The sequence below is a fragment of the Streptomyces sp. NPDC038200 genome (assembly GCF_055600785.1).
The window spans coordinates 320,118-343,107 of the sequence record NZ_JBVJYH010000002.1 but is presented as its reverse complement, the minus strand read 5'-3'; the positions used below and the strand labels follow the sequence as shown (position 1 = coordinate 343,107).

The window sequence follows — 22,990 nt, the reverse complement described above, 5'->3', positions numbered from 1 at the left end:
GCTCCACCCCGGCCGGGAGACCACGCTGGACGAGGTCCCGGGCGGAGATCCTGAGGTCCCGGGCGGAAACCCCGAGCGGGCAGGAAGCCTTCAGCCGGTGGCGGGCGAGTCGACGGTTCCCTGGTCCTTGGGGACCGTGACGGTTCCGGGGCACGCCGGGTCGATGACGACCACTTCGAAGGGCCCGTTGCGTGGAGGGACTTGCCGGCCGAGCCGGAGAGCCTTCAACGGGCGCCCGACGCAGGTCGCGGGCAGTTGTGCGGCGATGTCCGTCCCCTCGTCGACGGTGAGGGACGCCGCGGCGGCCGGCTGGCGTTGGGCGTCCGGGGGCGAACTCTTCCCGGACGCATCGGCCGGCAGGACATAGGCGTACAAGGTGCCGCCGGCGAGTGTCAGCAGGGCGCCGACGATCATCAGGAGGCGGGCGAGGCGGAAGGTTCCCCGCATCTGCATCATGGCGGACTGGACGAGGACCATCGCCCTCTGGGCCACGTAGGTGTCGAGTCGTGTCCGGGTGGCGGCCAGGTTGCCGTCCGCGGACGCGGACGCGGAGGCCGGGTCGGTGGCCGGGGCGGGCGGGGAGCCTCCCGCTGCGGCGTGAGGCTGTGCCGCGGCCGCGAGCCGGAGCGCTTGGCGGGCGCGTTCGTCCGCCGCGGCGGCGTACGCGGCGGATTCCCGCCGGATCCGCTCGGACAGTTCGTCGGCCAGTCGCCGCTTGACGGGTTCGCCGTCGCCGAGCCGGCCGAGGTCGGCCGCCTGCTGACGGAGTTCCACCAGCGTGGCGAGGTGCGCCGACACCGCACCGTCCAGGGCCGTGAGCACATCGTCGCGCCGCGCCACCGCCGTCGCCTGCGCCAGTCGCGCCTGTTCCAGTCTGCCCAGCTCGCCGATCAGATCGGCGATGCTGTGCATACCGGGGCCGAGGTGTGCCTCATGTTCGTCGCCGGTGAGCATCGTGGCCAGCTGGATCTGAGCGCGGCGGCGCGGCCCCGTGTACCAGTGGACGGTCCTGTCCCTCATGGCGGGCTTCAGGCGCTGTTCCAGTGCACCGAGACTCGCGTCGAGCGGCTCGGCGACGAGCGATGCCGCCCAGATGGCCAGGGCGATCCCGGCCGCCGCGCAGCCGAGCCCGAGGGCCATCAGCCAGACGTCGAACCCGCGGATCCTGCCGATGGAGGAGAACGGAAGCGAACCGAAGAGGACGAGGCCGACGACGGCGAAGGCCGCGAGGATCCAGCGGCTCGTGGCGTGGTAGCTGTGCTTGGCCTGGCGTCCCTGGCTCAGCAGTCCGCCCGGATCGAGCACCTGGTCCGCGGCGGGTGTCTGCTGGGCCGTGTCCGCCGACGGCGTCTGCGCCATCAGGGCCCGCGCTGCCGTGATCAGATCGGAGGTGGCCTTCAGCGCCGCGGTCCCGCCAGGTGTGGTCATGGTGTTCCGCCTCTCCAGCGACAGAACTTGGAATATGCCCGGGAGAAGGGCCTCACCCGATCAAGCCTCTCCGCGGGCCCGGCCGGAACCCCCTGCTTGGCGGATCCCGGCTCAGAAACCGGCCCACACCATTCCGTTCACGAAATCACGGACTGACTTGATGACCGGTGTCCCAGGCCGCTGGGCCCACGGGGTCCGACGTCGGCCGGAGAGCGCGGATCGGCAACTCCCCTCCGTACGGGGGATTTCGGTGACGGCCGCCCCTTCCCCAGACGGTCGCACCGATCAGGCCGGTGCCCTGATGGAGGTGCGAGTCGCCGTCACGGACCGGACCGGTCTGGGTCCTCGCGCCCAGCGAGAGCAGCAAGGCAAGGACGAAGCCGCCCGTTCCGCCGACCCTGATCCACTCCTACCGCGTCATGGAGCCGCGGACGCGGTGCCGGACCGAGGCCGTGGGCTCGGTCCGGGCGGGGAGGGACGGAGCGGAATCAGGGGCGGCCGTCACGGGTGGCGCTTCCTTCGGTGGTGCGGGTACGGCTTCGCTCCACAGCCTCGTGCCAATGGTCCGCACCCGCAATATGACCCACCGCCCCTCACAGGGACTTGCGCCGCACCAGCAGCCCGAGCACCAGCAGGCCGGGGAGCAGGGGCAGCCACACGGTCAGCAGCCGGTAGCCGAGCACCGCGGACGCGGCGGCGGCGCCGGGCGCGCCGGCGGCAGTGAGGGCGAGGGCGAGCGCGGCGTCCAGCGAGCCCAGGCCGCCCGGAGTGGGCAGCAGGGCGGCGGCACTGCTGGCCGCGAGGTACAGCAGTGCCACCTGGAGCGGGGCGAGCGGCAGCGCGACGGCCCGGGTGACGGCGATGAGGACCAGCGCGTGCAGCGCGGCGAAGGCCAGGGAGCCGCCCCACAGGGCGGCCGCGCGGGCCGGACAGGCGTGCAGCGCGCGGATGTCGGCGACCACGGCGATGAGTGCCCGGCGGCAGCGTGACCACATGGGGGTGGCCAGCAGGGCCGCCACCAGTACGACCGCGCCCAGCACTGCGGCGACCACCGCCGGGGAGATCTTCGGGACGCGCAGCAGACCCGGGCAGGCCGGGGCGAGCAGCGCGATCAGCACCAGCCGGACGGCGCCGCCCGCGGTGGCCTTGACGGCGAGTGCGCCGGCCGAGCGCGCGGCGGGCAGCCCGCAGCGCATCAGGAACCGCAGGTTCACGGCACCGGCGCCGAGCCCCGCCGGCAGCAGGTGGTTGGCGGCGGAGGCGGCGAACTGGGCGGCGACCAGCCGGGGCCCGGGCAGCCGCTGCACGACGGCGCCCTGCTGGGCGAGCGCGGAGGCCGCCCAGGTCCCCACGGCCGCCAACGCGCCCATCAGCAGCCAGCCCTGGTCGGCGACCGCCAGCCGCCCGGCCCCGCTCTCCACCGCGGGCCAGTGCCGGCGGGCCAGGTACAGCCCGCCGAGCAGGACGACGAGGCAGACCGCCACGTGCCAGCGGGCGCGCCGTCGGCCGAGGGGGGCGGTGAGGTCGGCGGGGGAGGTCATGAGCCCGCGTCCGGTACGACGTAGTACAGCCGGACCGTGCCGACGGGTGCGGACGCCCAGGCGCGGGCGTAGCCGGGCGGCTCGGATCCGGGCGGCACCAGCGCGGCGACCGGCATCCGCCGGGCGGTCCGAACGATGCCGTCCTCGGTGGCGCCGGCATTGGGCCCGGCCGTCGCGGCCGAGGCACAGCCGGCCGCGTAGGCGACCGGGATGGCCTCGTGCCCGGTGAGCAGACAGGGCGGACGGACCCCGCGGCGGTGCAGCTCGGCCGCGGTGCCGGACCAGACCCGGTGGGCGGCGGTGGCGCCGCCTGCGACGCGCAGGACGACGGTGACCTGCCCGGCCAGGTGGACGGCGAGCCCGGCGCAGACCAGCGTCACGAGGGCGGGACGCAGGGCGGATCGAAGGGCACGCCGCAGCGTGGATCGCAGGGCGCGCCGCGGGACGGAACACGGGACGGAACGCAGAGCGCGACGCGGGACGCGACGCGGGACGGAACACGGGACGCGCCGAGGGACGGAACGCGGGGCGCGACGCTGCCTCCGGCGTCCGGCCGCCGGCGGCGGGATCGGGCACGGCGCCGGGTGCGGGACGACGAATGGCGGGACCGGGCGCCGGGCCGGGCGCCGGGCGGGGCGGGTGAGGGTGTGCCGGGTCGGGTGCGCGGCCGGCGGCGGGGGCGTCAGCAGATGCGTCAGCGCGTCGGCCACCGGTACGGCGAGCAGCGCGTACGCGGGCAGCAGGAACCGCGGTGCCGCGTAGCCGATCAGGAACAGGTAGGGAAAGGCGGCCGTCGCCGCGCAGGCGAGCGGCAGGGCCGTGGGCGCCGGGCGGCGGGCGCGGACGGCGACGGCCAGGGCGAGAGCGGCGAGCAGGGGCAGCGCGAACCACCAGAGGGTGAGCAGCGGATGCGGCAGGGCGCCGGTGCACGGCCGGCACAGCGTCCGCCCGCCCAGGCTGCGCAACTGGTCCAGCACGGCGAGGTGTCGGCCGAGACCGCCCTGGATCGCCGAGCCGTCGGACAGCCGGCGCGTCAGACCGCCGTAGCGCGCGTACGCCTCGATCACCCACTCGGCGGCGCCGGCCGCAAGCCCGGCCGACAGCACGAGCAGGGCCCGTCGGTGACGGCGCGCCAGGCCCAGAGCGAGCAGGGGCAGGGCCACCCAGACCGCGTCCATCGGCCGCGTCCAGGCCATCAGTGCCGCGCTCCCCGCCAGCCCCCACAGCGCGGAACCGTCGGTGCGGGCGCGCAGGAAGCAGGCGACGGCGGCCAGGGCGGCCACGGCGACCCAGTAGTTGGGCATGGCCTGGGGGCCGTAGAACAAGGTCACCCACAGGGAGGCGAACAAGGCTCCCGCGACGGCGAGTACGCGGACGGGGAACAGACCTCGCCAGGCGCGCAGGGCGAGGAACAGGGCGAGGCCGGAGAGGGCGGCGAGGTAGATCCGGAGCAGCGGCGTGGACGACGACCAGGCCGCCACCGGTGCGACCAGCAGGGAGACGCCCCGCGCGCGGGGTGCGCTGAAGAAGGCGGCGGGGGCGTGTCCGGCGACCTGGCTGACATAGATCGTCTCGTCCCAGCCGAGTCCCATGCCGGGTCCGACGAGGAGCAGTTGGGCCAGGGTGAAGGCCGCGGCCACGGCCGCGAGGGGCCGGACGGCGTGGGCCGGGCCGGCGGACGCGCGGGGCGACGGCACACGGTTCGCCGCGTCGAGTGTCGCGGACGCACTGCCGGCCATGACCACCCCTCCGTCCCTCCAGGCCCTACAGGTCGTAGGGTCCACTGTCACCCTACGACCTGTAGGGTCGCGGCGGGAGCAGGGGAAAACACGGAAAAACTACCGTAGATCACCCCCTCGCGTCCGGCCGGCAGGGCCATCCGGCCCACGGCCCTACGCGCTGTAAGGTTGGGGCATGGCTGGCACAGGGTCCCGCGGCAGGGCGGAGCGGCGCAGCGCCGGGGAGCTGGAGAGCGAGGTGCTGGCCGCCCTCTGGGCCACCGAGCGGCCACTGACCCCGGCGGAGATCCAGCACGAGATCGGCGGCGGACTCGCGTACAACACCGTGCACACGATCCTCAAACGCCTGTACGACAAAGGGCTGGTGCTACGGGACGCCGACGGCCGGCGTGGCGCGTACCGTCCTGCCAAGAACGCGGCCGAGCTGACCGCCCAGGCGATGCACGAGGCCCTGGACCGGGGGCCGGACCCGATCGCCGCGCTCCAGCAGTTCGTGACCGGCCTGAGCGCCGAGGAGGAGCGGGCACTGCGCGAGCTGCTCGCCGGGGGCGGCGCCGGAGGTCCGTGAGGTGCGCCGCTCCAGGCACGGCGCGGGGTGCGCCGCAGAAAGCACGGCGCGGGGTGCGGCGCAGGCGGGGACGGCTCACGAGGGACGGCCTGGGGTGTGACGCACGAGGTAGGGCGTGAGGCACGGCGCACGAGGTCGACGTGCACGGCCCGCTGGTGCTGTCGCTGCTGTCGGCCGTCGGTCCCGTCCTCGCGCTCGGCACTCTCTCGGCGCCGCTCCCCGCGGACGCGACCGGCGGCCTGATCCACCTGCTGCGCCTGCTGCACCTGCTGCTCGGGCGGGCCGGCTGAGGAACCCCCGCTCAGCCGGCGGGTGCGCGGTGCGCCGGCTGTGCGGGGGCGGGGCGGCGGGCCACCGGCGGTACGGCCCGGACGGCCGGCTCGTCGGTGCCGATCGTCAGCGGCTCGCCGTGATGGCTGAGGGTGAGCGGTTCGCCGTCCAGCAGCGCGTACGTCACCTTGTCCGCGCCGATGTCCACGCGCAGCCGGCGTCCGCGGAACTGGACGTGGAAGGCGAGTCGGCTCAACCGGTCGGGCAGGCGGGGCGCGAACCGCAGCCGGTCGCCCTCGCGGCGCAGGCCGCCGAAGCCCGCGACCAGCGCCATCCAGGTACCCGCGAGCGAGGCGATGTGCAGCCCGTCCCGGGTGTTGTGCTCCAGGTCCTGCAGGTCCATCAGCGCGGCCTCGGCGGTGTAGGCGTAGGCGAGGTCCAGATGGCCGGTGCGGGCGGCGACGACGGCCTGGCAGCAGGCGGACAGGGAGGAGTCACGGACGGTCAGCGGCTCGTAGTAGGCGAAGTTCCGGGCGATCTGCTCCTCGTCGTGCTCCCGCTCGAACCAGTCGGCGCACGTGTACATGGCCAGTACCAGGTCGGCCTGTTTGACGACCTGCTTGCGGTAGAGGTCGAAGTAGGGGAAGTGGAGCAGCAGCGGGTACTGGTCGGCGCGGGTGCCCTCGAAGTCCCAGCGCTGGTAGCGGGTGAACCCGGCGTGCTGCTCGTGGACGCCGAGTTCGTCGTTGTAGGGGATGTGCATGGCGCCGGCGGCGTCCCGCCAGGCCGCGCTCTCCTCCTCGTCCACCCCGAGCCGCCGCGCCTCGCGCGGGTGGCGTTCGGCCGCGTCGGCCGCCGCCAGCAGGTTCTGGCGGGCCATCAGATTGGTGTACGTGTTGTCGTCGGCGACCGCGCTGTACTCGTCGGGGCCGGTGACGCCGTCGAGGTGGAAGACGCCGTGCGCGTCGTGGTGGCCCAGCGATCGCCACAGCCGGGCGGTCTCCACCAGCAGTTCCACGCCGGTCTCCCGCTCGAAGGCGGTGTCGCCGGTGGCCTCGACGTACCGGACGACGGCGTCGGCTATGCCGGCGTTCACGTGGAAGGCGGCGGTGCCGGCCGGCCAGTACGCCGAGCCTTCCGGGCCGGCGATGGTCCGCCAGGGGAAGGCGGCCCCCGCGAGCCCCAGCTGGGCCGCGCGTTCGCGGGCCTCGTCCAGGGTGGAGTACCGCCAGCGCAGTGCCTCGGCGACGGCTTGGGGCGCGGTGTGGGTGAGCACCGGCAGGACGAACATCTCGGTGTCCCAGAAGGCGTGCCCGTCGTAGCCGGAGCCGGTCAGTCCCTTCGCCGGGATCGCCCGCCGCTCGGCCCGGGTTCCGGCCTGCAGGACGTGGAACAGCGCGAACCGTACGGCCTGCTGGATCTCCTCGTCGCCCTCCACCTCGACGTCGGCGCGGGACCAGAAGTCGTCCAGGCAGGCCCGCTGGTCGGCGAGGAGGCCCTGCCAGCCGTCGTGCGCGGCGGCGGCGAGCGCCGCGTCGACCTGGTCGGCCATGGCGGGCAGCGACCGGGCGCCGGACCAGCCGTGGGCGACCAGCTTCTCCACCCGCAGGGTCTGGCCGGGCTCCAGCACGGAGGTGACGGTGAGCCGGGCCACGTCGATGCCGCTCTCGCTGCGGCTGGTGGTGCGCTCGGGCCCGGAGACCACGTGGTCGGCGGCCACGGCGACCCTGAGGCCGCTGTGCCGGGTCCGGTGCACCAGCCGCAGCCGCTCGCCGGCGGCGAAGCCGTCCTCCTGCTCCAGCGGCGACTTCAGCGCCCTCGCCGCGCGCGGGTCGCCGTCGGACTCGGGCAGGCTCTCGTTGGCGACCAGCTCCGACTGGATGACCACCCGGCTGCGGCTGCCGACGGCCTCCACCTCGTAGGCCACCGCGGCCACCGCCCGCTGGGTCAGCGACACCAGCCGGGTCGAGCGCACCCGGACCGTCGAACCCGCCGGTGAGGTCCACTCGCAGGTGCGCTCCAGCACTCCGCGGCGCAGGTCGAGGACGCGCTCGTGGGAGACGAGCCGGCCGTAGCGCAGGTCGAACGGTTCGTCGTCCACCAGCAGCCGGAGGACCTTGCCGTTGGTGACGTTGATGACGGTCTGCCCGGACTCCGGGTAGCCGTAGCCTGCCTCCGCGTACGGCAGCGGATGCACCTCGTGCACGCCGTTGAGGTAGCTGCCGGGCAGGCCGTGCGGTTCTCCCTCGTCCAGGTTGCCGCGCCAGCCGACGTGCCCGTTGGACAGGGCGAACACCGACTCGCTCTGGGCGAGGACGTCGAGGTCGAGGGCGGTCTCCCGGACGGTCCACGGCTCGACGGCGTACGACCGGTCGGTGATCACTGCTTGCCTCCCAGTTCGGCGAGGTCCCGGACGACGGTGTCGGCGCCGTGCGCGTACAGTGCCTCGGTCTGGCCCACCCGGTCCACGCCGACGACGTACCCGAAGCCGCCCGCGCGGCCCGCGTCCATGCCGGCCAGCGCGTCCTCGAAGACGGCCGCGCGGGACGCCTCGACGCCCAGGTCGCGGGCGGCGGCGAGGAAGGTGTCGGGGTGCGGTTTGCCCGGGAGGTTCCGTTCGGCGGCCACCACGCCGTCGATGCGGACGTCGAAGAAGTGCTCGGCGCCGACCGAGCGCAGCACGTCCCGGCAGTTGGCGCTGGAGGAGACGATCGCGGTGCGCAGCCCCTCGGCGCGGACCGCCTCCAGGTAGCGCAGGGTGCCCTCGTAGGCCTCGACTCCGCCGGTGCGGATCTTCGCGAGGAGCAGTTCGTTCTTGCGGTTGCCGAGGCCGTGCACGGTACGGGCGTCGGGTGGATCGCCGGGGCCGCCCTCGGGCAGGTGGATGTCCCGTGAGTCGAGGAAGGCCCGGACGCCGTCGGCGCGGGGGCGGCCGTCGACGTACTCGTCGTAGTCGGCGGCGGAGTCGAACGGCCGTCCCTGCTCGCCCTGGTAGTCGCGCAGGAAGGCGTCGAACGTCTCCTTCCAGGCCGCCGCGTGCACGACGGCCGTCTTGGTGACGACCCCGTCGAGGTCGAAGAGGCAGGCCTGGATGGTGTCGGGCAGACCGAGCTGAGTCATACCCAGGACTGTTCCCCGTCGGCGGCGCTCCAGCGGGTGGCGCGCGCCACACGCCGGGTGGACGGGTGGTGCGACACTCTCTGTGTGCCGCCGACCTCCGATCAAGTACCGCCGACTTCCCACCGCGTGCCGCCGATTTCCGATCATGTGCCGCCGCCCTCCGACCGCGTGCCGCCGCCCTCCGACCGCGTGCCTCCGACCTTCGACGATCTCCTCGTCCGCGCCCGTGCCCTGCCCCGGGGCGGCCGGCGTGCCCTGCTCGGTATCGCGGGCGGTCCCGGTGCGGGCAAGACGACACTGGCCGAGCGCCTGGTGGGCGCCCTGAACGCCGACGGCCCGCCGTGGGCGGCACACGTGCCCATGGACGGATTCCATCTCGCCGACGCCGAACTGGACCGGCTGGGGCGCCGGGACCGCAAGGGCGCCCCGGACACCTTCGACGCGGCCGGCTACGCGGCGCTGCTGCGGCGGTTGCGCGAGGAGGACGGCGAGGTGGTGTACGCGCCCGGGTTCGAGCGGGTGCTGGAGCAGCCGCTCGCCGGCGCGCTCCCGGTGCCGCCCGAAGCCCGGCTGGTGGTGACCGAGGGAAACTACCTGCTGCTGGCGGAGGGGGCGTGGGCGCGGGTGCGGCCGTGTCTGGACGAGGTGTGGTTCTGCGAGATCGCCGAGGACGAGCGGATCCGCCGACTGGTCGCCCGGCACGAGGAGTTCGGCAAGGACCGGGCGGCGGCCGTGGCCTGGGTGCTGGGCACGGACCAGCGCAACGCCGACCTGATCGCGACCACACGGGAGCGGGCGGACCTGGTGGTGCCGGCCGCCACGCTGCCGGCCGTGCCGCTCCCGGAGAGCTGACGTCCAAGCCCCCCGGCCGCGGACGCCAGGTCTGCCGTACCGGACGCGCCCCGGCTCGACCGCGGTTCGAGCGGCCCGAGGTTCGAGCGGCCCGAGGTTCGAGCGCCCCGAGGTTCGAGCGGCCCGAGGTTCGAGCGGATCCAGGTGAACCCCGACCGGCCGCGGGCCGTACCCGAGGGCACGGCAGAAGGTCTGCCGGTACGACTCGTGCGGCGGTGACGTCCGCGGCGGCGGGAGCGGTGCGACAGTGGGGCCATGATCCGGCCCCCGAGCCCTCCCGTCACCGTACGGCCGGCGCCGCCTCGGTACGGATGATGGCGCGCGAACAGCACCCGGTCCTCACCACGCCCCCGGCACCCGCCGCGGGGCCGGCACCGCAGGCCGCCCGCGGCCCGTACGCGCGGCTGCGCGGACACCGGCGGTGGCTGCTGCCGCTCCTGGTCGTCCTGCTGCTGGCGCAGATGGCCGCGGCGATGGTCACCACGGCCGTCCAGCAGACCCCCACCATCGACGAGCCGGTGTACGTCGCGACGGCCACCGACTCCCTGCGCGAGCACCGGCTGCGCTACAACCCCGAGCATCCGCCGCTCGGCAAGCTGCTGATCGCGGCCGGGGTGGCGGTGGCCCGCCCGCACTACGACCCCTCGTACACCGGCACCCAGGGGGCGGTGGGCCGGCATCTGCTGTACGAGTCGGGCAACGACCCCTGGCGGCTGATGCTGTGGGCACGGCTGCCGGTGATCGCCCTGACGCTGCTGTGCGGGCTGGTCGTGTTCGGGTTCGCCCGCGACCTGGCCGGCACGGCGGGCGGGCTGGCCGCGCTCGCCCTGTACGCCTTCTCCCCCGATGTGATCGCGCACGGTTCGCTGGCCACGCTGGACCTGCCGGCGGCCGGGTTCGTGCTGACGTCGGCCTGGCTGGTGTGGCGGGCCCGGAAGCGCCCCCTGCGCTGGCTGCCGCCGGCCGGTGCGGCCCTGGGGGCGGCCGTGGCGACCAAGATGAGCGCGCTGCCCATGGTGCCGGTGCTGATGGCGCTGGCAGCGGTCTCGGTCGTGGCCGCGGAGCGGTCCGGCCCGGCCCCCTGGTGGTCCCGGCGGGGAGGCCGGCCGGGGCCGTCGGGGAGCGGGCCGCGGCGGATGCTGTCGGCGCTCGCGGGCGCGGCCGTCGTGGCGGTGGTGGCGGTCGCCGTGGTGTGGGCCGCGTATCTGGCCGTCGATCCCCGGCTGCGGTTCTCGCCCGCGGAGCCGGTGCCGGCGGTGGCCGGGCTGCGCGGGCGGCTGGTGGAGCTGCTGCCGGTGCCTCCGGCGTACCGGGCCGGGATGCGGGTCCAGTTCGGCCTGGAGGACTACCCCTGGCAGGGCTTTCTGTTCGGGCGCCTGTACACCGGTTCGCTCTGGTACTACCTGCCGGCCGCCCTGCTGGTGAAGACGCCGCTCGGGCTGCTGGCGCTGGGCGCGGCCGGTGCCGTGGCGGTCGTGGCGCGGCGGCGGCTGCGGCCCGCGGCGCCGTATCTGCTGCTGCCCCCGGCGGTGCTGCTGGCGGCGGCGATGACGGGGGCGCGTGACTTCGGCACCCGGTACGCGCTGTTCGTGCCGGTGTTCCTCGCGGTGGCGGCGGCCCTCGTGCTCTCCCTGCGATGGCGGTGGCGCGGGGCCCTGACCGGTGCGCTGGTGCTGTTCGTGGCGGTGAGTTCGCTGCGCACGTTCCCGTACTACCTGCCGTACGCGAACGAGGCCTTCGGCGGGCCCGCGCACACCCACCTGCTGCTGCACGACTCGAACGTGGACTGGGGGCAGGACCTGGGGCGGCTCGCCGACCGGCTCCGGGAGCGGTACCCCGGCGAGCGGGTGTGGCTGGTGTACAAGGGCAGCGGAGTGCCGTCGTACTACGGCATCCGCGCCGCCGATCCGCGCGCCGTGCCGCCGGACCGGGTGCACGGGCTGCTGGTGGTGTCGGACTCCGCCGTCGCGAAGGCCCGCGGCCGGCTCGCCGAGCTGATCGCCGGCAGCCGGCCGGTCGGCGAAGTGGGCCGTTCCATCAGCCTGTACCGGCGCTGAGGCCGGCGCCTCAACCCCCTGGTCGCGGCGGTCGGTGAGCTATGTTGAGTGCTCGTGGCAGACAAAGGAGGCCGAGCGGTGCCCTCGCCGCAGCAGGCACGCGCACAGGCATCAGCGATCACGTCGGGCAAAGCGGTGCCCACGACCGAGGCCGCCCCGACCTCCCGGCTCCGGGAACTCTTCGACGGTCCCCGTCTGTCGCCGGGGCAGCGGCGCATCGCCCAGTACCTGATCGAGAACATCACCGAGGCCGCGTTCCTGCCGATCACCGAGCTGGCCGACCGGGTCGGGGTCAGCCAGCCGTCCGTCACCCGGTTCGCCGCCGCCGTCGGCTTCAGCGGCTACCCCGCGCTGCGCGAGAGGCTCCAGTCGATCGCGCTGAGCACCCTCGCCGGCGGGCCCGGGGAGGAGGACCGGGCCAACGAGCTGCAGGCGGCCGTCGACGCCGAGATCCAGAACCTGGAGAACCTGCGGCGCGACTTCGCCGACCCCGACCGGGTCATCCACGTCGGCCGCGAGCTGTCCCGGTCCACGCCGCTGACCGTGCTGGGCCTGCGCATCTCGGTGTCGCTCGCCGAGTACTTCGGCTACGCCGCCCGCCGTATCCACCCCGATGTGCGGCTGGTGACCCGGGGCGGCAGCGTGGCCTACGACGCGCTGCTGCAGTCCCGTGAGGCCGGCGGCAGCTGGGTGCTGGCCTTCGCCATGCCCCGGCACTCCCAGGAGACCCTGAACGCCGTCCGGGTGGCCCGGGGCGCGGGGCTGAAGGTCGCCCTGGTGACGGACCTGGCGCTCGGGCCGCTGGCCGACGAGGCCGACGTCACCTTCGCCACCGGCACCGGCTCACGGCTGGTGTTCGACTCCTATGCCGCGCCCGGTGTGCTGGCCGCGGCGCTGCTGCAGGCCATGACCGACGCCGATCCGGAACGCACCCAGGCCCGGCTGGAGAAGTACGAACAGCTCTCCGAGCAGCACCAGTTCTTCCTCAAGGACTGACACGTCCGTCCCCGGGGTGCGGACGCTCACCTCCCTGCGGACGGACGCGGCTCTTCCCGGGCGACGGAAGCGGGGCGGACAGGGCGTTCCCGGAAGCCGTTCCGGCGGCCGATCCTTCCGCGCGTGCCGGGCATCCGTGAAGATCTTGCGGCCACACACCGCATGGACGGGGATGATTCACCCCATATCGTGCATGAATTTTTTCATACGTCTTGCAAACGGGACGGCATATATAAATACTGCTCACGGATCGCGTCCGGCCCGCTCCGGGCACGGACCGCACCCGCGGACTCACCGCTCGCACACCGCCCCGAGAAAGCCGACGGACCGCCCATGCGCACGCACCACCGCACGCAGCGCCGGTTCCCCGCGCCCGGGGCTCCCGCACGGACACCTCTCGCCGCCGTCCCCTACCCACGTCGGCGGCGGGGGTGTACCGGGGCGCGTCGTCTGCGCGACGCGCCCGTGGCGGCCCCGGCCATCCCCTAGGCCGGGGCCGCCCCGAATCCGTCGACACCCTCACGACGCCGCACACCGGAAGCGATGATCATGCCTCTGACCAGCACGCGCATCAGCCCTGACTGGCCCTGTCAGGTCAAGACGCCGGGTAGCTACGACTGGGAGCGCTCGGCCGCCAAGTGGCTGCGCGAGCTGATCCCCGCGCGCTACGCCAGCTATCCGGCGCTCATCCGGCACCCGGTCCTGCTCGCCCGGCACGCGCAGATCCAGGTGCAGCAGGAGATCCGGGTGGCCCGGACCGCCCTGCAGACGGCTCGGGCAGAGCTGCCGATGCTCGGACTGCCCGAAACCGTGATCGAACACACGATCAAGCTGTACGCGGCCGAGGTACTCCAGCTCCAGCACATCGCGCGCAGCGTCCGCGCGGTCAGCGAGGCCCTGGCGGGCCGCGGCACGAGCCGCTGACCTCACCCACCCCCACCCCCACCCCCGCCCTCTCACCCCCACCCCCGCCCTCTCACCCCACCCCCGCCCTCTCGCCCCCACCGCCCGGCCACCCCCACCGCCCGGCGGCCCTCGGCGTCAGCCTCCGGCCCAGCTCCCCCTGCCGCCCCCCTGCCATCCCCTGCCGTCCCCTGCCGTCTCCGCCAGGTCCTCCCAGGCCCGGTCCGCCCCTGCCGAGCCCTTCCCCGCCGGGGCCGGCCGCTCGCGCCGACCAGCCGTTTCGAGCCCGGCCCGGAGCCGCGCCTCCCGGCCTCGGCCCCTCTTCGCCACCTGGGAGCTTGTAGGAAGTACTTCCAGGGAGCTTGTATGGAGGTCGTATGAATTCCGACTCGGCAGACGAGTGATCGAACGGTGTCGGATGTGCCATGCTCAACGCGTGACGAGCGAGCCTCTGCCTCCTGTTGATCGCGACACCGGCGCCGATCTGGCGGCGCTGGTCAAGGTCGTGGCCCGGCAGCGCGCGGAGATGGAACGGCTGCGGGACCTCGCCGCGAGCTCGGCGGTCCTGGAGCGGGCCAAAGGCGTGCTGATGGCCGTCACCGGGTGCACACCCGACGCCGCCCACAAGGAACTGCTCCAGCGTGCCAAGGACGGCAACCGCACCCTCCTCGAACAGTGCTGGCTCACCCTGGGCGCCCTGCCGCCCAAAGAACATCTCCCCGGCGCCCCGGCGACACCGGTCACGGCAGCGCCCGTCGCAGCCGGCTCCTGGGAGCACGCCCCCGTCGGCACCCTGGACCTGGCGGACGTGCTGGGGCACATCGGCCGCGACCTGATCCGGATCGCGTCGCCGCACGAACTGACCAGCTGCCTGCTGGATCACCTGGGGCCCGAGGTGGACGCCGACGCGGTGATGCTCTACGAGCGGCTGCCCGAAGGCGGGCTCGGACTGATCGGGTACGCCGGAGTCGACCCCACCCTCGCCGCCCAGTGGCGGCACGTGCCCCCGGTGACCGGCGTACCCGCCCTCGACGCCCTGAACTCCGGGGAGCCGCGCTGGCTGGAGGACGTCACCGAGGACCGCACGCACTATCTGCTCATCGGAGACCCCCCGGAACGCTGGCACACCCGAGTCTGGCTGCCCATGCCGGCCGGTGAGACCGCGAGCGCCGCCCTCGGGGTGCTGCGGCGCCGCGACGCGCCCTTCCAGCCGCGCGAGCGCGAGCTGCTGCGGGCCGTGGCCCGGCTGTGCGCCGGCCGGCTGCGGGCCTTCGACAGCCCGCAGAACGGCACGCCCGGGGACGTCCCCCAGACCGTGCAGGCGGTGTTCGACGCGCTCCCGGGCGCGGCGATCCTGCTGACTCCGCTGCGCGCCGCCTCCGGCGAGGTGGAGGACTACCGCATCGACGCCGCCACCCCCGAGGCGGTCGACGTGTTCGGCCGGACCGGCCGGGCCATGGTCGGCAAGCACATCCTGGAGAGCTACCCGTCGGTCGCGGGCGAACCGCTCTGGCAGGGCTACCTGCAGGCGCTCGAGACCGGAGTGCCCTTCGAGGGCGAGCCGTTCGCCTACCAGGACGTCATCGGCGAGATGCTCGTGACCGCCACGTACACCGTGCGGGCGGCCCCACTGGGCGAGGGCCTGGTGGTGACCTGGCTGCGGCACGACCCGGTGGACCGGCAGGAGCAGCGTCTGTCCGACGTGCAGCGGCTCGGCAACCTCGGCTGGGCGAACTGGAACCTGATCACGCAGGAGACCTCCTGGGCCGCGCAGACGTACGCCGTACTCGGCCGGAACCCCGGACAGCAACCGGTCCGGCTGGAGCAGCTGCCCGATCTCGCTGTGCCGGAGGACACCGGTCCGCTCTCCCACGCGATCGCCGAACTCGTCTCGCGCGGACGCCAGTTCGACGTGCCGTTCCGGATCGAGACACCCGTGGGCGTCCGGCATCTGCGGATGGTCGCCGAGGCCGTCATGGCGCACGACGGCACCCCGGTCGAGGTGCACGGCTTCGTCCAGGACGTCAGCGCCCAGCGCAGCGCGGAACTCGCCCTGGTGGAGAGCGAACGCGCGATGCTGCTCCAGCGCGGCGTCCTGCAGGCCGAGCGGGCCCTGGCGGCGCGACTGCAGCACGCCCTGCTGCCGCTGCCCAGCAAGCCCGTGCAGCTGGCCGGGCTGCGCATCGAGGTGGCCTATCTGCCCGCGCAGGCCGGCATCCACGTCGGCGGAGACTGGTTCAGCGCCATCGAGCTTCCCGACTACGACGCGTTGTTCGTGGTCGGCGACGTGGCGGGCCACGGCATCGGCGCCGTGGCCACCATGGCCCAGCTCAGGTTCACCGCGAAGGGCATGGTCAGCACCGGCTCCTCGCTCACCACTGCGCTGACGCGGCTCAACCAGCTGCTGCTGCACTCCCGCGACAGTCAGACCACCGCCACCATGGTCCTGGCCCGCTACAACCCCGACCGGCAGGTCCTCGCCTGGGCCCAGGCCGGGCACCCGCCGCCGCTGCTGGTGCGCCGGGGCGAGGTGCGCTTCCTCGACCGGCCCGGCGGCATGCTGCTCGGCGCGACGGCCGCGCCCGAGTACGAGTCGATGGAACTGCGGCTGGAACCCGGCGACCGGCTGCTGCTGTACACCGACGGCCTGGTCGAACGCCTCGGCGAGAGCCTCGACGAGGGCTTCGCCCGGCTGGCCGAGGCGGTGCGCGCCCACGACTGCGGCGGGTCCGGCTCCCTGGACGCGCTGCTCGCGACGATGCTGGCGGACGAACGACGGGACGACGTCTGCGTCCTGGACATCCGGATGCCGCTGGACGACGCGGAGGATACGGCGGGGGCCGTGGGGGACTCGCCGGCCTAGGAGACGAACGCCCGGGACACGGACGTCCACCGGCGGGCAGGCACCGGCCCGCACCCTTCCCGCGACGTTACGGCCGCTGTCTTCCCGCACCGTTACCAGCCAGTACGACACCGCACCGTTACCAGCCAGTAGGACACCGCACCGTTACCGCCGCTGCGCGCTGAGGCCGTCGGCGGTCGCGGTCAGTCCGCGGGATGGCCGGCGTCGATGGTGAGGGCGTCGGAGATCCGCAGCAGCGGCCCGCCGTGGCCCTCCCCCCACTGGACGGGGTCGAGCACGAATCCGACATGGTCGCCGCCGTCGGTGCGGTGCAGGATGGTGCCGACGAACCAGGCCGCCGCGCCCTCCAGGACGGCGGCACCGCCGTGCCCCTCGCGCCAGTCGAGCCGCGCGAACTTGTCGACCTCGTCGCCCGTCTCGCCGCCGAACAGTTCCGCCAGGTCCCGTTGGTCGCGGGTCAGCAGATGGACGGCGAGGCACTGCGCGGCCCGGGCGATCCGGTAGGTGCGGTTCGCCTTGGACAGCCACACGGCGAACCTGGGCGGGCGGATGGAGCACTGCGAGGCGAAGCCGACCAGGCAGCCGGCGCGCTCGCCGCCCGCCGCGACGGTGACCACGCACATGTCCGGGTCCAGTCGTTCGAAGAAGACGCCCGGATCCGCCGTCCGGCCACCACCACCGGGCTCGGCCCGCCGAGGCCCGTCCGCCGTACCGTTCTCCTGCGGCATGCCGTTCCGCTCCCGTCCTCCGCCGCCCGGGCCCAGCCCACGCCGTCCGCGTGGCGTTCTGGGCCGCCCCGATTTCCCCGCTGCTCCCGGTGTGCCCGGCGTGCCGCTCATGAATCGTCGCCGAAGCCGGTGCGGGACTCCAGCGCCCGGCGCGTGTCGTTGCCGTATACCCCCGTCTCGTCGCCGCTGATGCCGTACCAGAGCTGGAAACGGGCCACCGCCTCGGTGAGCGTGACGTCGTAGGTGCCGCTGGCGGAGCCGTCGCGGTAGACGTCCGGGACGCGCAGCAGGCGCTGTTGCAGGTCGATGACCTCGGGCCCGGTGTCGCCCTGGCGGAGGGTGCCGGGGCCGTCGGGGTCGGTGGCGGGCGTGGCGGCGGACGACGCCGCCGGGGTGGGAGTGGAGGGAGCCGGTGTGGTGGCGGACGGTACGGGGGTGGCGGGCGGGGCGGGCCGGGCGGTCGCGGCGGCCTCCTGACGGCCGGGGAGCAGCAGGGCGCAGGCGAAGCCGACGAGCGCCGCCGCCACCACGGCCGCGGCGACGGCGGCCCGGCGCAGTCCGGGGCGGGAGCCGACGGTCCTCGTGGCGGCGGCGTCCGGGGGGCGTGGGCCGGTGGGCCGGGTGGTGGGTACGGGCGGCAGTTCCTCGGTGTCCTCCTCGGCGGGGCGCGGCGGAGCGGGGTGGGGGCCGGGTGTCGTGCCGAGGGGGTCGAAGGTCACGGGGTCCGGGCGGATCTCCCGCATCAGCTCCGCCAGGGCGTCGAAGCTGCGGGGTCGCAGGATCCGGACGGGTTCCAGGACCGGTCCGGGTGGCGGCTGTTCGGGGTCGGGCGGTGTCGGCACCTGACTCTCCTTCCGTCCCGAAGGTAGGGGGCTTGCGCGGCCCTTGCGCTGAGATACGGCGCCCGCCGTGGCCATGTTCAGGCACCCCACTCCCCCACCAAACGATCGATTCGCTCAATTCGGTACGATGCATTGAGCGTTTGAGTGAGTGCATGCTAGAAACCGCCGTCATGACGACTCCCCGGTCACAGCCCTCGTCGCCCTCCTCGTCGCCCTCCTCGTCACGTTCCCGGTCACGCTCCTGGTCCCGTTCCTGATCCGCCTACTACGAGACGGGCAACGGCGAGAACCCGCTCGGCTGGCACACCGGTGCGGGGATGCTGTACTGGCGGGGCGACACCTTCGCCAACGGCCAGTACAGCGACGCTTTCTGGCCCACCGTCGCCCCGTACCGGCTGCCGGGTACGACCGTCTCCCGCAAGCCGCTGACCGACGCGGCGGGCGGCGACTGGGGCGCCGCGAAACCGGACGTGAACTGGGTGGGCGGGGCGACGGACGGACAGCGGGCCGCCGTCGGCCAGCACCTGAAGGGTCTGCAGTCGACACTCGGGGCGAAGAAGTCGTGGTTCTTCCTGGACGACACCGTCGTCTGCCTCGGCGCCGGCATCTCCTGCACCGACGGCACCGCCGTGGAGACGACGGTCGAGAACCGCAACCTCGGCCCCGCCGGCGGAGCCCCGCTCACGGTGGACGGCACGGTCAAGCCCACCGCCTTCGCGTGGTCGCAGACGCTCACCGGGGCCCGGTGGGCGCACATCGGCAGGCACGGCGGCTGCGTCTTCCCCGGGCGGGGGCGACGGTGCGGGCGCTGCGCGAGGCCCGCGACGGCAGCTGGAGCACGGTGAACAAGGGCGGCTCCACGACCGTGCTGAACCGCACGTACCTGACTCTGTACGTCGATCACGATACCGACCCGGCGGGCGCGTCGGCGGTGACGTCCGCGCCGGCCACGCTCGTCTCGGCGGCCACCGGCTCCGCGCTGACCCTGGCGATCGGCGATCTGACGGGCACGGCGGGAGCCACCCAGCGGATCGCGGTCAGGCTGGGCTGAGCGCCTCCTGGGCGAACCGGCTCAGGGAGGCCGTGAACGCGGCGACGAAGGCGTCCCTGGCCTCCTCCGGCAGCGCGTCCAGGGACAGATAGGGGTTGAGGTCCTCCAGCTCGACCAGCAGCAGGCCGCCGTCGGGCGCGCGGCAGGCGTCGACGCGCTGGATGCCGTACCGGAGGTCGTTCCAGTCGACGAACCGGCGGGCGAACTCCAGGTCGGCGGCGGTGGCCCTGTAGGGCCGCAGCTCCCAGCGGCGCTCGGGGTCGGGGGCGTACAGGGCGTACTGGAAGTCGTCGTCGACGAAGTAGAAGGACACCTCGTGGGCGAAGTCGACGCAGGGCTGGATCAGGACGTCGCCGGCGACGTGCTCGGCGATCCGGCCGCCGGGGACGATGCGCAGGCCGAGGGAGTCCGCGCCGCGCTTCGGCTTGACCACGTACCGCTCCGCGGAGGGCAGCAGGTGCAGGTCCTCGATGCGGTCGACGGTCGGGATCACGGGGAAGCCGGCCGCGGTCAGGTCGAGCAGGTACTGCTTGCCGGCCATGTCCGCCTTCCCGGTGAGCGGGTTGTACACCCGGGTGCCGGCGGCGAGCGCCCGCGCGCGGAACGCGTCGTACTCGCCCTGGTAGCCGAGGACCGGCCCGCTGTTGCGGACGACGACGGCGTCGAAGCCGTCCATCAGGGCCGCCGCGTCCAGCGGATGGCACAGGGCGAGGTCGAAGTGGGCGCGCAGCCGGGAGGTGAGGAGGACGTCCTCGTCGCAGTAGCGGCGCCCGCGGGCCTGGTACGCCAGGTCGGTGACGTAGAGCAGGCGGGGGCGGGCGGCGGGCATGGGGGCTCTCCTCGGGGTGCTGCGGGAGTGCGGCCGGGGTGGTGCGACGGCCGGCTCCGGCGACGGTGGAGAAAGGTTACGCCGCAGGGTGCGGGGGCCTCCGGCCGCCCCCGGCGAGGCAGGCGGCGGGGTCGGCGCCCAGGGCACGGGCGGCGGCCAGACAGGGGTCGGGGGCGGGCTTGGTGCGGCGGGTCTCACCGGCGGCGATCGTGGCGGTGAAGGCGGGGGCGCCGCGGGCGTCGAGCATCTTCTGGACGGCGTCCACGGGGGGACGCCGACACCACGGCGGCCGGAATGCCCAGCTCGTTCAGGAGCCCCAGGAGTCGAAGGGCGCCGGGCAGCGGGGCGGCCTCCTGCCGGACGGTGGTGAGGAAGCGGGCCTCCAGGTCGGCGGCGAGCGCGCCGGGGTCGGTGCCGGTGAGGGGGTGCAGCTGGGCGGCGGTGTCCGTGACCGAGCGGCCGAGGGCGGCACAGAGAGCGTCGCTGTCGATGCCGGGCACGTCATGGCACGGCTCCTGCGGGACCTCGTACGGGAAGAGGCGGTCGCGGACATCTGTTGTGCGCCGACGATCAGCGTCAAGAGCGTTCGAGCAGAATAATCAAAACGATCGCTCACATGCTCAGTTCTTGAGCGGTCCGTTCGGGCGAGGTCAGGAGCGGGCCACCGGGGGGCGTCCGCCGCAGGAGGAGCGGATCCGCAACTCCGGGAGAAGGTCCAGGTGGCGGCGGGGTCCGGCGGGCCGGCCGCCGGCCTGTTCGGCGATGCGGCGCAGCAGGAGGTCGGCGGCGAGCTCCCCCACCGCGTGCGTGGGCGGGGCGACGGCGGTGAGGGGGACGTCGGCGAGTGCGGCGACCTGGTCGTCGTAGGCGATGAGGGCGAGGTCGTCGGGGACGCGGACGCCGCGCGCCTGGAGGCGGGGGACGAGCACGAGGGCGTCCTCGTCGCTGTGCACGAAGGCGGCCGTGACGCCGCGTTCGCGGACCGCCTCGACGAGGTAGTCGACCGACGCCTCGTAGTCGCCGTGCTCGCGCACGCCGGGCGCGCCCGCGTCGGCCTCGATGCCGCGCGCGGCGACGGCGGCCTCGAACCCGGCGCCGATACGGGCGGCGTGCGGGCCTTCCTGGAGGACGGCGGTGATGCGGCGGTGACCGAGGCCGGCGAAGTGACCGACGGCCGCGGCGGCGCCCTGCGCGCGGTCGGTACGGACCCGGTCGAGTTCGGCGGCGGGGTTGCCGGGCGGGGCGGAGCGCTCGATCAGGACACTGGGCACTCCGCACTCCACGAGCCACTTCTCCTGCCCGTCCGCGGGTACACCGCCGAACCAGCTGGGGGCCGTCAGCCACCTGATCGCGGGCGGTGCGCAGGGCTTGTATCGATCGGTTCCAGTCAACTCGATCGCTCCGGTGTTCGGACGGGCAGTCCCAGGAGCACTCAGTTCCCTCAGGAAGCCGCTCACGCTGCACTGAGTGTCACACGTACGGTCCGGGTGCTACGTTCCCGTCCATGAGCTCCAGCAGCGCGGTGCCGGCCGCGAAGCCGCCGATCCGGGACGCCCTGGTGGCGGCGGCCTTCCGGCTCTTCCTGGAACGCGGGTACGAGCAGACCACCGTGGACGACATCGTGGGTCTGGCCGGGGTGGGACGGCGTTCGTTCTTCCGTTACTTCCCCTCCAAGGAGGACGTGGTCTTCCCCGACCACGAGCGCTGCCTGGCCGACATGACCGCCTTCCTCGCGGCGAGCGGCGCGGAGCACGAACCCGTACGCCGGGTGTGCGACGCGGCCCGGCTGGTGCTGCGGATGTACGCCGAGAACCCCACCTTCTCCGTACAGCGCTACCGGCTCACCCGGCAGGTGCCCGGCCTGCGCGCCTACGAACTGTCGGTGGTGTGGCGTTACGAGCGGGCGCTCGCCGCGTATCTGCGCGAGCGGTACGCGGGACGGCCCGACGGGACGCTGCGCGCCGACGTGATCGCGGCGGCGGTCGTCGCGGCGCACAACAACGCCCTGCGCTCCTGGCTGCGGTCGGAGGGCCGGGGCGACGCGGGCGCGGCGGTGGATCACGCCCTGCGATACGTGCAGGTGACGTACGCGCGGCCGGCGGACACCCCGGCGGTGCCGGCCTGGGTCGGTGCCGTGCGGACGAGCGAACAGCAGGACCGGCCCGAGGACGTGGTGATCCTGGTGTCCCGCCGGGACGCCCCGCTGTGGCGGGTGGTGCAGGAACTCGAGACGGCGCTCGGCCGCACCTGACCCGGGGCCGCCCGGCCGACGGCCACGGCAGGCGCGACGACGGTCGCGCGGCGGACCGGCGGCAAGAAATGGGTACGGAGTGCCTTTACGAGTGACACTGAGTGCCATAACCTGTCGGCGTGCACGGTCGCACGGCAACCGTGCGCATGCGTGCGCGGTGCGGGCCGGGCACGCGGGATTCCGGCCAAGCGCAGGGAGTTGACCAGCGTGTACCACCACTCAGCAAGCACCGCGCATCCAGCGGCCGGTTCCGCGACGGGTGTGCTCGATCCCGCCGCCGCGGACTCCAAGGACGCCATCCTCTTCCAGCGCTGCACCTGGTGCGGCACCGCGATGTACCACCGGCTGCTGTGTCCGGTGTGCCAGGGCAGCGAGCTGCGCACGGAGCGCAGCGAGGGCACCGGCACCGTCCGCCACTCCACCGTGGTGCACCGCAACACGCCGGCGGCTCGGAATGTGTCGCTGATAGAGATGACGGAGGGATTCGTCGTACGGGGCCGGGTGATGGGGCCGCCGGTCGGGATCCACAGCGGTGACCGGGTCCGGCTGTCGACCGCCAAGGATCCGGTGCGCGGCGAGCCGGTCTTCCAGTTGACGGACGAGCCGTACCGCGCCTGGACCTGATCCCGGCACGACGCCGGCCCCTCGGCCGACGGGCCGCGGCACCCCCGGGCGTCCGAGTCGCCCCGCGCGGATCCCACGCGCTCGACTCCCCCTCATGTGATCCATCACCTTCTCTTCACAGGCAACCCACAGCCCCCGCATCTCATCCTCCGGAAGCGAGGGGCGCCCGGGAGGGCCGGGTCGTCCGAGGTCGGGGTTCGAGGAGGAAATGTGGTCCGTGCCCGGCGCATATGGGTGGCCGCCGCCGCGTTGCTCGCGGTGGCGGGAGCATCCCCGGGAGTGGCAGTCGCCCACTCCCAACCACCGAGAGACGAAGGGGTGTCGGCGG

19 protein-coding genes and 1 pseudogene are annotated in these 22,990 nt (G+C 74.0%); 10 read left to right on the top strand and 10 right to left on the bottom strand.

Features of this window, described 5'->3' with window-relative positions:
- Positions 1–90: 90 nt before the first annotated feature.
- The 3 genes from ACZ7KF_RS06560 to ACZ7KF_RS06550 all read right to left on the bottom strand — a co-directional run bounded on the left by ACZ7KF_RS06560 (position 91) and on the right by ACZ7KF_RS06550 (position 4,708).
- The gene (locus ACZ7KF_RS06560; protein ID WP_471069829.1) at positions 91–1,428 is read right to left on the bottom strand and encodes a hypothetical protein; all 1,338 of its coding nucleotides are present in this window, start codon (positions 1,426–1,428) and stop codon (positions 91–93) included.
- 593 nt (positions 1,429–2,021) lie between these two features.
- Positions 2,022–2,969 carry a lysylphosphatidylglycerol synthase domain-containing protein gene (locus ACZ7KF_RS06555; RefSeq protein ID WP_471069828.1) on the bottom strand — a complete coding sequence of 316 codons (948 nt, stop codon included), beginning with the start codon at positions 2,967–2,969 and terminating at the stop codon, positions 2,022–2,024.
- Entirely contained in the window at positions 2,966–4,708 is a 1,743-nt protein-coding gene (locus ACZ7KF_RS06550) for a hypothetical protein (RefSeq protein WP_471069827.1), read from the bottom strand. Before ACZ7KF_RS06550 ends, ACZ7KF_RS06555 begins: the two co-directional genes overlap by 4 nt.
- 175 nt (positions 4,709–4,883) lie before the next feature.
- Here ACZ7KF_RS06550 and ACZ7KF_RS06545 point away from each other — a divergent pair, with 175 nt between their 5' ends.
- A complete protein-coding gene (locus ACZ7KF_RS06545; RefSeq protein ID WP_471069826.1) occupies positions 4,884–5,276 on the top strand; it encodes a BlaI/MecI/CopY family transcriptional regulator in 393 nt (130 codons plus the stop codon).
- A gap of 140 nt (positions 5,277–5,416) precedes the next feature.
- The gene (locus ACZ7KF_RS06540; RefSeq protein ID WP_471069825.1) at positions 5,417–5,566 is read left to right on the top strand and encodes a hypothetical protein; all 150 of its coding nucleotides are present in this window, start codon (positions 5,417–5,419) and stop codon (positions 5,564–5,566) included.
- Positions 5,567–5,577: 11 nt separating this feature from the next.
- Here the strand turns inward: ACZ7KF_RS06540 and ACZ7KF_RS06535 are convergent, their stop codons facing one another.
- Complete coding sequence (locus ACZ7KF_RS06535) at positions 5,578–7,929, bottom strand: glycoside hydrolase family 65 protein (RefSeq protein WP_471069824.1); 2,352 nt, start codon at positions 7,927–7,929, stop codon at positions 5,578–5,580.
- Entirely contained in the window at positions 7,926–8,666 is a 741-nt protein-coding gene (locus ACZ7KF_RS06530; RefSeq protein ID WP_471069823.1) for an HAD family hydrolase, read from the bottom strand. The genes ACZ7KF_RS06535 and ACZ7KF_RS06530 overlap by 4 nt, the downstream gene beginning before the upstream one ends.
- A 189-nt stretch (positions 8,667–8,855) precedes the next feature.
- On the opposite strand from ACZ7KF_RS06530, the gene ACZ7KF_RS06525 reads away from it, so the two are divergent.
- The 5 genes from ACZ7KF_RS06525 (at position 8,856) to ACZ7KF_RS06505 (ending at position 16,337) form a co-directional block, all read left to right on the top strand.
- Positions 8,856–9,518 carry a nucleoside/nucleotide kinase family protein gene (locus ACZ7KF_RS06525; protein WP_471069822.1) on the top strand — a complete coding sequence of 221 codons (663 nt, stop codon included), beginning with the start codon at positions 8,856–8,858 and terminating at the stop codon, positions 9,516–9,518.
- A 311-nt stretch (positions 9,519–9,829) separates the two neighbouring features.
- Positions 9,830–11,575 carry an ArnT family glycosyltransferase gene (locus ACZ7KF_RS06520; protein ID WP_471070026.1) on the top strand — a complete coding sequence of 582 codons (1,746 nt, stop codon included), beginning with the start codon at positions 9,830–9,832 and terminating at the stop codon, positions 11,573–11,575.
- Between the two features lie 78 nt (positions 11,576–11,653).
- Positions 11,654–12,571 carry a MurR/RpiR family transcriptional regulator gene (locus tag ACZ7KF_RS06515; RefSeq protein WP_471069821.1) on the top strand — a complete coding sequence of 306 codons (918 nt, stop codon included), beginning with the start codon at positions 11,654–11,656 and terminating at the stop codon, positions 12,569–12,571.
- Between the two features lie 543 nt (positions 12,572–13,114).
- Positions 13,115–13,495 (top strand): hypothetical protein, encoded by a 381-nt coding sequence (locus ACZ7KF_RS06510; protein ID WP_471069820.1) that lies wholly within the window; start codon positions 13,115–13,117, stop codon positions 13,493–13,495.
- Between the two features lie 397 nt (positions 13,496–13,892).
- Entirely contained in the window at positions 13,893–16,337 is a 2,445-nt protein-coding gene (locus ACZ7KF_RS06505) for a SpoIIE family protein phosphatase (RefSeq protein WP_471069819.1), read from the top strand.
- 182 nt (positions 16,338–16,519) lie between these two features.
- On the opposite strand, the gene ACZ7KF_RS06500 is transcribed toward ACZ7KF_RS06505, so the two are convergent.
- Positions 16,520–16,960, bottom strand: coding sequence for a flavin reductase family protein (locus ACZ7KF_RS06500; protein ID WP_471070025.1), 441 nt, complete (start codon positions 16,958–16,960; stop codon positions 16,520–16,522).
- 212 nt (positions 16,961–17,172) lie between these two features.
- Positions 17,173–17,907 carry a peptidoglycan-binding protein gene (locus ACZ7KF_RS06495; protein WP_471069818.1) on the bottom strand — a complete coding sequence of 245 codons (735 nt, stop codon included), beginning with the start codon at positions 17,905–17,907 and terminating at the stop codon, positions 17,173–17,175.
- Positions 17,908–18,170: 263 nt separating this feature from the next.
- Here ACZ7KF_RS06495 and ACZ7KF_RS06490 point away from each other — a divergent pair.
- Positions 18,171–18,958, top strand: a pseudogene (locus ACZ7KF_RS06490) (polysaccharide lyase family 8 super-sandwich domain-containing protein); the annotation flags it as partial.
- On the opposite strand, the gene ACZ7KF_RS06485 reads toward ACZ7KF_RS06490, so the two are convergent.
- From ACZ7KF_RS06485 to ACZ7KF_RS06475, 3 genes are all read right to left on the bottom strand, one after another.
- Entirely contained in the window at positions 18,945–19,787 is an 843-nt protein-coding gene (locus ACZ7KF_RS06485) for an ATP-grasp domain-containing protein (protein ID WP_471069817.1), read from the bottom strand. The pseudogene ACZ7KF_RS06490 and the gene ACZ7KF_RS06485 sit on opposite strands and share 14 nt — an antisense overlap.
- Before the next feature lie 76 nt (positions 19,788–19,863).
- Entirely contained in the window at positions 19,864–20,052 is a 189-nt protein-coding gene (locus tag ACZ7KF_RS06480; RefSeq protein WP_471069816.1) for a hypothetical protein, read from the bottom strand.
- Positions 20,053–20,437: 385 nt separating this feature from the next.
- The gene (locus ACZ7KF_RS06475; protein WP_471069815.1) at positions 20,438–21,058 is read right to left on the bottom strand and encodes a substrate-binding domain-containing protein; all 621 of its coding nucleotides are present in this window, start codon (positions 21,056–21,058) and stop codon (positions 20,438–20,440) included.
- A gap of 233 nt (positions 21,059–21,291) precedes the next feature.
- On the opposite strand from ACZ7KF_RS06475, the gene ACZ7KF_RS06470 reads away from it, so the two are divergent.
- Positions 21,292–22,038 (top strand): TetR family transcriptional regulator, encoded by a 747-nt coding sequence (locus tag ACZ7KF_RS06470; protein ID WP_471069814.1) that lies wholly within the window; start codon positions 21,292–21,294, stop codon positions 22,036–22,038.
- Between the two features lie 207 nt (positions 22,039–22,245).
- A complete protein-coding gene (locus ACZ7KF_RS06465) occupies positions 22,246–22,662 on the top strand; it encodes a Zn-ribbon domain-containing OB-fold protein (protein WP_471069813.1) in 417 nt (138 codons plus the stop codon).
- Positions 22,663–22,990: the final 328 nt, after the last annotated feature.

What these genes read in the sequence shown, in the direction of transcription:
- ACZ7KF_RS06555 (WP_471069828.1), bottom strand. Translation starts at nt 2,969, where the DNA reads ATGACCTCCCCCGCCGACCTCACCGCCCCCCTCGGCCGACGGCGCGCC.
- ACZ7KF_RS06505 (WP_471069819.1), top strand. Translation starts at nt 13,893, where the DNA reads ATGTGCCATGCTCAACGCGTGACGAGCGAGCCTCTGCCTCCTGTTGAT.
- ACZ7KF_RS06550 (WP_471069827.1), bottom strand. Translation starts at nt 4,708, where the DNA reads ATGGCCGGCAGTGCGTCCGCGACACTCGACGCGGCGAACCGTGTGCCG.
- ACZ7KF_RS06545 (WP_471069826.1), top strand. Translation starts at nt 4,884, where the DNA reads ATGGCTGGCACAGGGTCCCGCGGCAGGGCGGAGCGGCGCAGCGCCGGG.
- ACZ7KF_RS06510 (WP_471069820.1), top strand. Translation starts at nt 13,115, where the DNA reads ATGATCATGCCTCTGACCAGCACGCGCATCAGCCCTGACTGGCCCTGT.
- ACZ7KF_RS06500 (WP_471070025.1), bottom strand. Translation starts at nt 16,960, where the DNA reads ATGTGCGTGGTCACCGTCGCGGCGGGCGGCGAGCGCGCCGGCTGCCTG.
- ACZ7KF_RS06560 (WP_471069829.1), bottom strand. Translation starts at nt 1,428, where the DNA reads ATGACCACACCTGGCGGGACCGCGGCGCTGAAGGCCACCTCCGATCTG.
- ACZ7KF_RS06520 (WP_471070026.1), top strand. Translation starts at nt 9,830, where the DNA reads ATGATGGCGCGCGAACAGCACCCGGTCCTCACCACGCCCCCGGCACCC.
- ACZ7KF_RS06485 (WP_471069817.1), bottom strand. Translation starts at nt 19,787, where the DNA reads ATGCCCGCCGCCCGCCCCCGCCTGCTCTACGTCACCGACCTGGCGTAC.
- ACZ7KF_RS06530 (WP_471069823.1), bottom strand. Translation starts at nt 8,666, where the DNA reads ATGACTCAGCTCGGTCTGCCCGACACCATCCAGGCCTGCCTCTTCGAC.
- ACZ7KF_RS06470 (WP_471069814.1), top strand. Translation starts at nt 21,292, where the DNA reads ATGAGCTCCAGCAGCGCGGTGCCGGCCGCGAAGCCGCCGATCCGGGAC.